Source organism: Pedobacter sp. (assembly GCF_045628745.1).
Lineage (GTDB): Bacteria > Bacteroidota > Bacteroidia > Sphingobacteriales > Sphingobacteriaceae > Pedobacter.
Map to the genome: position 1 here is coordinate 1 of NZ_JAZQPU010000419.1, position 9,482 is coordinate 9,482.

The following is a 9,482-nucleotide window of genomic DNA, read 5'->3' on the forward strand; positions in this document are numbered from 1 at the left end:
AGGAACCGTCGGGTCTATTGTTACCAGTTATGATACTTATGCAGGTATCTCCTCTGTAGCAAAAACATTGGAGGTGCTCACTGGCGACGAATATCGCCAGTTTATGAAAGACCATAACATCGTCAATTTTACCGATAGGGGCGGAAATACCAATTGGCAGGATCAGATTTTCCGTTCTGCAATTTCACAAAACCACAACTTGTCATTAAGCGGTGGTTCTGAGAAAAGTACCTATCGAGGCTCTTTTGGCTATGTTTCTCAACAGGGTATCATCAAGTCATCCGGAATTCAAAACTATACCGGAAGAATAAACCTTAGCCATAAAACGCTAAATGATAAGCTTACTATAGATATGAACCTCAGTGGTGCCCAAATTGACGAGGACAATGCGGCTGTATCTGGCGACCTTTCCGGTGAAGGGGGTAACATCCTCAAGGACGCACTCCGCTTCAATCCCACTTATCCTGTTTATGAAGAAAATGGTGATTTTTCACAGATTAATCAATTTGTGATCAACCCACTTTCCTATACACGCCAATTAGAAGACTTCAGGAAAACAAAACGCAACCTTGGAAATCTCTCTGCAACCTATAAAATCATCGATCCTTTAAGCATCAATGTCAACCTGGGTTATACTTCTGAAGATATTGACGGTAAAGCATACATTCCCAAATCTAATCCCCTCGGTCAGGGATTGGGTGGTGTAGCTATATTACAATCTTCAAAACATGTCAGCAAGTTATTAGAAACAACCTTGATGTTCAATAAGGAGTTTGGCGACAAACATCGCGTAAATGCCATCGCCGGTTATTCTTATCAGGATTTCAATGATGAGGGCTTTAGAAACAGGGTATCCAACTTTATCTCTGATGAGTTCAAATATAATAATATTGGTGCCGCCCTTACCAGGGATATCATCTCCTCTTATAAAGAAGTAAGCAGGCTGATTTCCTTTTATGGACGTGTAAATTATAGCCTGAGTGATAAATACTTAGCCACCATCACCGTGAGAAGAGACGGTTCCAGTCGCTTCGGTAGAAATAACAAGTGGGGTATCTTTCCTTCAGGCTCTTTGGCCTGGAGACTTTCTAAAGAAGAATTTTTCCCACAAGATGGTTTTGTCAATGACCTGAAAGTAAGGGTGAGTTATGGAAAAACGGGTAACCAGGAAATTGCCAACCTTCTTTCTCAACCAACCTTAGGTGCAACCTCTAATAATTATATCATTGGCGGAAATGCGGTAACCATTGTCTCTCCAGAGAGGTATGAAAATCCTGACCTGGAGTGGGAATCAACCGGACAATTTAACGTAGGTGCTGACTTTCAATTTCTAAACAACCGTATTTATGGAACTTTAGATTATTACAAGAAAACCACCAATCAATTGTTGTTGTCTTTCAATATTCCTTCTCCTTCTGTGGTACCTACACAGGTTGCCAATGTTGGGAAAGTTCAAAACCAGGGGATTGAACTTTCTCTAGGAAGCAATATCATTTCTAATACTGACTTTGGCTGGAAAGCCGACTTCAACATCAGTAGAAATAGAAACAAGGTCATCAGTTTATCCAATGAACAATTTAGTACACAAATTATTTATACCGCTTTAGCTTCAGGATTCGGGATAACAGGGGTAAATACACAGGCTATCATCCCCGGACAGCCTTTAGGTTCTTTCTATGGACCTCGGTTTATTGGTGTAAAAGATGGTGTTCAGCAATTTGAAGACATCAATGGCGATGGAACATTTTCTGTAACTAACGACATTACCACCATAGGCAGCACCCAGCCAGATTTTACTTTAGGCTTAAACAACACCTTTAATTATAAGCGTTTTGATTTGTCTTTCATGTTCAGGGGTGTTTTTGGAAACGATGTGTTTAACAATACCGCAATGGATATGCAAAGAACGAGTTTGCTGCCGGGTCAAAATGTATTAGCGGCTGCCTTACAAGACGAGACGGCTTATGGACAACCCGTTATTTATTCTTCTAAATGGATTGAAAACGGCTCTTTCCTGAGGCTAGATAACCTTACTTTAGGTTTTAATCCTCAGTTATCATCTTCTTCAAAGGTGAGGAACCTTCGTGTCTACTTTACGGGGCAGAACCTTTTTATCATCACTAATTACAAAGGGCTGGATCCAGAGGTGACTTCAGGGGCAGAATACATGTCTTATCCGAGATCAAGAACATACTTGTTAGGTGCAAGTATAACTTTCTAAAATTCATAAATCTTAAAGGACACGAAAATGAAAAATTACATAACAAATAAAGGTGGTTTTGCCCTGATGCTGTTTCTTTTAGTATGTACGAGCTGTACTAAACTGGATGAAGATTTATATGGACGTTTGACCCCTGAAAACTTTTATAAAAATGATGCAGAGGTACTATCAGCCCTGGCCGGTGTTTATAACAGGATGGGCTTTACCGTTAACGGGGGCAATGGCTGGAGGATTGCCAATTTGGGTACCGATGAATTTTTAATCCCTTCCCGTGCTGATGGGCGGTGGTTTGATGGTGGCGTATACCTTGAGTTTTCTAAACATGCCTGGACACCGTCCAACAACAGGATCTCCTCTGGTTGGACGGAGATTTTCGGTGCCATTGGTGCCGCCAATGCAATCATGGAAAGTTTAGAGAGTTCGCCACAGAAAGACAACCTTAAAGCCCAGATTGCTGAAGCCAGAGGGATTAGAGCTTACGCTTATTTTTATGCCCTTGATTTGTGGGGTAATGTACCCATTGTGACTACTGCCCGCATTGATCCAAATAACCTGCCGGCCAATAAAACAAGAACGGAAGTGTTTGATTTTGTGGTGAGTGAGTTTCAGGCTGTTGCAGCAGATTTACCTTCTGTGTTAACGGTTAACAGGGTGGGGTATTATCCAAGGATGACTAAGGAGGCTGTGTATTCGCTTCTTGCCATCACTTATTTAAATGCACAGGTATACACAGGCACCGCAAAATGGGCAGAATGTATTGAAATGTGTAACAATGTAATGTCTGGTAATGCTTATAAATTGACCGCTGACTATTTCGAGAATTTTATTCCTAAAAATGAAGGGTCACCTGAGTTTATTTATGCCATTTCTATGGATCCCTCAAGGCAGGCTGGTGGAAATACCTTTGCCCAAAGGGTTTTACATGATTCGCATCGCTTTACCTATACTTTACCCTTTACGCCACAAAATGGCTTTACCACTTTAGAAGAGGCCGTTAACAGATATGAAGAGCAGGATCTGCGCAAGACCATGATTTTACGTGGACCACAATTTGATGCACAGGGAAACCCCTTGAAAACAATAAGTGGTTCTGCAAACCTGGTCCTTATTCCTCATGTTAACCAGGAAAATTCAGCGGAAAATGAAGGGTTCAGGGTTCTTAAATGGAGACCTGATGTAACTTGGGTAAATGGTGCTGCAAGTAATGACATTGCAACCATCCGTTATGCAGAAATTCTATTGACCAAAGCAGAAGCACTGTTAAGATCTGGAGGCAATGCAGGTGAAGCCTTAACCTTGGTTAACCAGGTGAGACAAAGAAGCAATGCCACCGTATTGCAAAGCCTTACGCTTAAAAATATAGAAGACGAAAGAGCAAGAGAACTTATTTATGAAAGCAGCAGAAGAAGGGATATGATTCGCTTTGGCACCTGGTTTACCGGTACCTGGAAGTTTAAAACAACGGTGACACCAGAAACGAGAAAGATTCTGCCTATTCCGGTAACTGAATTGAATGCTAATTCAGCACTGAAACAGAACCCCGGCTATTAATTTTCAATAAATAACAATGACCCCAAATATTTGAGAGACCATGGTTAAGATGAAGATGCTAATGATGCTGGCGGGCATATTGTTATGCTTGCAAGCATCCGCACAAAATACACCTGCAGTTGAATTAAAGTGGCTGGACAAAAACCCTATCATTCAGCCTGCAGGCGTAAGCTGGGGCGTGCCTTATGCAAAAGGAACAGTTAAAAAGAATCAGTCTTTTACGTTGACGAACAGTAAAGGAGAATCTATGCCTTTACAAAGTTGGCCAACCGCCTATTGGCCTGATGGTTCCATCAAATGGATGGGCTTTGCCGCGGTGGCCAATTTAAATGACAGCACGCTAAGGCTAAGTGCTGCCCAAGTAAAAGAACCGCTCAAAAAAGCGTCCCTTCTTTTTGAAAATGCGGACGCTGTTATCGTAAATACAGGTGAACTGCGTTGCGTCATCAGTAAAAAGGGAAATTTTATCATTGATTCCCTGTTGGTTAAAGGAGTGCTTGTTGCACAAGATGGACGTTTAGATTGTATCCTTCAAAATGGACCTGAAGGCGAAGACTTTGAATCACCTGTTAAAGAAATATTTACAAGTAAGGTCAACCAGGTCACAGTGGAACAAAAGGGCCCTGTTAGAAGTGTAATTCGCATAGAAGGAGCCATGCATTCCGCAAAGAGCAATCGTGATTGGCTTCCTTTCTGCATCAGGTTATATTTTTACCAGGGTTCCAATGCGGTACGATTGGTGAACACGGTTACTTATGATGGTAATGAGCAGAAAGATTTCATCAAAGGTTTGGGCATTGTTTTCAATGTGCCCATGCGGGAGTCTTTGCACAACCGTCATGTAAGATTTGCTGGAGAGGAGCGTGGCATGTGGGCGGAGCCCGTTAAACCGCTATTATTGAAGGGTAGAAATGTTCTTCCAGCGCAGTTGGCGGGTCAAGCCATCAATACGGATACGTTACCTGCACCTGCACAGGCGATCATCAAAGATTTTCCCGTTTGGAATGACTACAGGTTAGTGCAAAACAATGCTGATGGTTTCAACATTTTTAAACGCACCAACACTAAAAGCACCTGGCTGGAGGCAAATGCAGGCAAGCGTGCCAAAGGTTTTGTTTTTGTTGGCGATACAAAGGGTGGTTTAGGCCTGGGGCTTAAAGACTTCTGGCAGTCTTACCCAGCTGCAGCCGAAGTGAGGAATGCCGCTAAAGAGGTGGCGGAAGTAAAAATCTGGCTCTGGTCGCCCTATAGTGAAGCTATGGATATGCGCCATTATGATACCGTTGGCCATGGCCTTCCCGCTGTGTATGAAGATGTACAGCCAGGCTTAAGTGTGCCTTATGGAATTGCCCGCACCAGTGAGCTGATGTTATTTCCTGCTGCAGTGGTTCCTTCAACTGAGTTGCTGAGCCATCAGGCTGCGCTAGCCAGTGAACCTCCTTTATTGACGGCTAGTCCGCAATACCTGCACGATGCAAAAGTCTTTGGCCTATGGAGTTTACCTGATCATTCTACACCCGGTAAGCGCTGGATAGAAAATCAATTAGATACAGCCATCAATTTTTACAAGAAGGAAGTCGACCAGCGCAACTGGTATGGATTCTGGAACTATGGTGATGTAATGCACACCTATGATGATGTGCGTCATGCCTGGCGCTATGATGTAGGCGGTTATGCATGGGACAATACAGAGCTTTCTACAGACATGTGGCTATGGTATACCTTTTTACGCACCGGTCGCGCTGATATTTTCAGGATGGCAGAAGCCATGACACGCCATACAAGTGAGGTGGATGTTTATCATATTGGCAAACTGGCCGGATTAGGCTCGCGCCATAATGTGCGTCACTGGGGATGTGGCTCTAAAGAAGTAAGGGAAAGCCAGGCTGCTTACAGAAGGTATTACTATTACTTAACCACCGATGAGCGCACCGGCGACATGATGCAGGAGGTGGCTGAAACAGCAGCGCAGCGCTTGGTTACCCTGGATCCCTTAAGACTCATTTTAAGTAAAACGCAATATCCTACGCATGCCCGTGTTGGACCAGACTGGTTTGCCCTGATCGGTAACTGGATGACTGCCTGGGAACGTACTGGCGACAAGCAATGGCGCGACAAGATTATGGAAGGCGTTAACAATTTCGCTAAGATGCCTAGTGGCTACTTTTCTGGCGAACAGGGTGCTTTTGGCTATGACCCTGCTACCAATAAAATGTACCAGTTGAATGATACCATCGGCACCATCCACCTCAGCGTTTTAATGGGTGGTCCAGAAGTAATTTATGAGTTAAAAGATTTGTTGCAGGATAAAAAGTTCGATAAATTGTGGCTGCAGTTTGCACAGTTTTACGGTGCATCAAAGGAGGTGCAGATGAAGGAATTCGGAAAAACCGGCAGACTTGGAACACTCGGGCCATGGTATGCGCGCCTGCCCGCTTATACTGCCATGACTACCAAGGATAAAAAATATGCGGCCACGGCATGGGAAGCCTTTTTGAGTCCGGAAACACAAGCACAATTTACACCTATTCTTGTTACAGGTGCTGATGCTTTAAAACCCCTTGTAGAAGTTAAAGGCATCTCCACCAATAACACCGCTCAATGGTGCTTAAATGCCATCCAGCTTTTAGAAATGGTGGGCGATCAATTGCCCGGGCAGCATCCTTTTTGGGATGTGAATGCGGTGAAACAGGTTAATCAATCAAGTAAAAAATAATGATAGCACACCTAATGTTTAAAAATATGAATGAAATAAAAGCCATCAAACTGGCTCTTTGTGCCTTCTTTTTAGCTTCCTCCTGTTATGCACAAACCGTAGAAGGGGTAGATTATTCAGATAGAAAAAATGTAGATAAAACTTTCGATATGGACGGCACTGATATTTTTGGTCAGCGCTTTCCTTCTGAAAGTCTGGTAATTACGGATCCGGTAACAGGGGTGAAAATTACCGCATTAACCACGTCTCGGCACAGCAGTTCAAAAATCTACCAGGATCAACCCAGTTGGACTGCAGATGGAAAGTATATCGTTTTTAGCTCCAATCGTAACACCGCTGCGGGAGGTAATGTTACCTTTGCCAGTAAAACAGCACCTCAAAAGTCTAGACAGTATTATGCCATATCTATGGCTAATCATGAGATTGTGCAGGTAACGACAGGTACTGCTGCCGGTAACCTTTTGGTAGGTCACCAGCATAACCTGGCCTTCCACTTTAGGGGTAAAGACGTTATTGAATTAAATTTAGGTGCTTTGCTGGCCGATAGTGAGCATGGAAAAGTTAAAGATTCGGCAAGTTATGAAAGGGTGGTGGCTTCCATTCCTGAAGACCTTAAACCCGGTGGAATGTGCCTGGATGTAAACGACAGCAGGATTTTCTTTTCCACCCGTTCCGGAGATCAGGCATCAACCATTTACAGTGTCGATTTTAAAACTAACAAAACCACAAAGCTTGTAGAGGTACCTTTTAGAACAGGTCATTTCCAGGCCAATCCTTTTCTAACCGGCGAGATGTTGTATTGCTGGGAAACTGGTGGTGATGCACCCCAGCGGATGTGGATTTTAAGTGTAGACAAGAACGGTAAGGCGGTAAACAGACCTGTTTACAAAGAGAAAGCCGATGAATGGGTAACGCATGAAGTTTTTGCCGGTCCGGATCATATTCTATTTAATGTTATGGGGCATATTGATAGACTGAGGAAAAACCCTACTGGGATTATGTCTTTAAATATCCGTACTGGGGAAGCTAAATTATTAGGACAGGCAAAAGAGCTTGGTGGTTACTGGCATGCCTATGGCACCAAAGATTTAAAGTGGGCGGTTGGTGATACCTTTAATGGTAATATTTATCGTTTTAACATAGAAAAAGGCAATACTACTTTGCTCACCACAGGTCACCGGCCAAATACACAAAGTCCATTTTCAAGCCAGGCGCATGCCCATCAATCCATTAGTCCTAATGGCAAATGGATCCTTTTTAACAGCAGCATGCTCACAGACAGTGATATTATGATGGTCCCCCTGCATCCTGAGGGCTTAAATTAAAATTTATTGATAGCTTTAACATTTATATTTTACAAAATCTATAGAATGAATAAAAATTTAATCATACTTGGCATCTGCTGTAGCACATGCGTTTCCTTATTTGCCCAAACCGGTACGAAAGAAAAAGGCGCACAACTGGTGCTGACCAATACAACTTCCCTAGCCTTAAAAGACAAAGCTGTTATGATTAAACGGATAAAAATGTCGGGCATCCCGGCAGGAAAAACTTATCCAATATTGATGTTTAAAAATGACACCATCCCCTCACAAATAGATGATGTGGATGGCGATCAACATTGGGATGAGCTGTTTTTTGTAACCGATTTGCAGCCCAAAGAAAGAAAGCTTATTTCCATTAAATGGGTGAGCACTGCACCAGAGTATGTTAAAAGAACAAGTGCCCGCTTTGGTAAACGAAGCGCTGCCAATATTCCTGTGGCGCCTGCAACGGAAGAAACCGTAAATGCCAAAGACTTGCCTAAAACCATAGGTTTTCAAAAATACCAGACCGATGGCCCTTCATGGGAGAATGATAAAGTAGGTTTCCGTCATTACCTCGATGGCCGTAATGCCAAAGATGTGTTTGGTAAACTTGTGCCTTCTATGTCGCCAGAAAATGTAGGCATCAATGCCAAAGGTGAGGTGGAAGACAATTACCATGTGATGGAAAAATGGGGCCGTGATATCCTGGCCGTAGGTAATTCCGTAGGTCTTGGAGGTATTGCCTTATATAAAGACAATCAGCCGCTAAGACTTGGCGTAACCGTTGATGATGCCGTTAATAACGTTGAGAAAACCACTTTCCACATTGTAACGGAAGGACCAACAAGATCCATGTTGAACTATAACTATCAAAACTGGAATGCTGCAGGTAAAACATACCAGGTAGACGAAACGACCAGTATTTGGCCGGGCATGTATGCTTACCAGAATACGGTAAAGTTAACAGGTTTGGAAGGCAATGAAGACCTTGCCATTGGTTTGGTGAGCATCAATGCGGAGAATAAGCCAACTGTGATTAAAGTGAACAAGGAATGGGTAGCGGTGATCTCACATGAGAAACATACCTACAATAAAGAATGGTGGTTAGGTTTGGCTTTAATTGTGCCTGCAGATGCTTATAAAGGCTTTTCTGAAGCCCCTAAAAAAGGACAGTTGGCTACCTCGTTTTTAGCAAGGTTAAAGGTGAAAAACAATGTGCCTGTGCAGTATTTTGCTGTTGCCGGCTGGGAGCTTAGCGACAAAGGCTTTAGGGATGCTGCTTATTTTAAAACCTATGTTTTAAACCTGGTGAAACAACTTTCAGCGCCGGTAAAAGTAGAGCTGAAATAATATGCTTAATTAACGCTATAGGAGTTAATTTAACCTCAATTAAACCAAAAGCAGCAATCAACATTTAACCGTAGCTTGCTGCTTTACCTTTACATAATCAAACCTTACACAATGAACCTACGTTTAACCAACCAAAGCTTTAAAGCTGTAAATTTACCTTATAGCAAAGCATTTTGCCTTGCTGTTTTAGTAGGCACAAGCCAAATAGCTATAGCTCAAGAACCTAAGCAACATAACGATGTTACGGCACCCTTGCATTTAATGAAGCCTGATTATGTAACGCCTTATGGTAAACCTGCTGCCGAAGATATTACCAAAGTACTCAACCGCGTGTACC

5 protein-coding genes and 1 pseudogene are annotated in these 9,482 nt (G+C 42.8%); all 6 read left to right on the forward strand.

Features of this window, described 5'->3' with window-relative positions; genetic code table 11:
• A partial coding sequence (locus ACR2F7_RS15120; protein ID WP_432714381.1) for a SusC/RagA family TonB-linked outer membrane protein occupies positions 1-2,221 on the forward strand: 2,221 nt, incomplete at its 5' end.
• 27 nt (positions 2,222-2,248) lie between these two features.
• Positions 2,249-3,772, forward strand: a complete 1,524-nt coding sequence (locus tag ACR2F7_RS15125; protein ID WP_432714382.1) for a RagB/SusD family nutrient uptake outer membrane protein — start codon at positions 2,249-2,251, stop codon at positions 3,770-3,772.
• A gap of 40 nt (positions 3,773-3,812) precedes the next feature.
• Positions 3,813-6,488, forward strand: a complete 2,676-nt coding sequence (locus tag ACR2F7_RS15130) for a hypothetical protein (RefSeq protein WP_432714383.1) — start codon at positions 3,813-3,815, stop codon at positions 6,486-6,488.
• Positions 6,489-6,514: 26 nt separating this feature from the next.
• Positions 6,515-7,813: a hypothetical protein gene (locus ACR2F7_RS15135; protein WP_432714384.1), complete on the forward strand. Its 1,299-nt coding sequence runs from the start codon at positions 6,515-6,517 to the stop codon at positions 7,811-7,813.
• A 45-nt stretch (positions 7,814-7,858) separates the two neighbouring features.
• Positions 7,859-9,145: a DUF4861 domain-containing protein gene (locus tag ACR2F7_RS15140; protein ID WP_432714385.1), complete on the forward strand. Its 1,287-nt coding sequence runs from the start codon at positions 7,859-7,861 to the stop codon at positions 9,143-9,145.
• Positions 9,146-9,256: 111 nt separating this feature from the next.
• Positions 9,257-9,482: pseudogene (locus ACR2F7_RS15145) on the forward strand (hypothetical protein); the annotation flags it as partial.

Excerpts from the sequence above, each read along its gene's own strand:
- ACR2F7_RS15125 (WP_432714382.1), top strand. The coding sequence starts at position 2,249 with ATGAAAAATTACATAACAAATAAAGGTGGTTTTGCCCTGATGCTGTTT.
- ACR2F7_RS15130 (WP_432714383.1), top strand. The coding sequence starts at position 3,813 with ATGGTTAAGATGAAGATGCTAATGATGCTGGCGGGCATATTGTTATGC.
- ACR2F7_RS15135 (WP_432714384.1), top strand. The coding sequence starts at position 6,515 with ATGAATGAAATAAAAGCCATCAAACTGGCTCTTTGTGCCTTCTTTTTA.
- ACR2F7_RS15140 (WP_432714385.1), top strand. The coding sequence starts at position 7,859 with ATGAATAAAAATTTAATCATACTTGGCATCTGCTGTAGCACATGCGTT.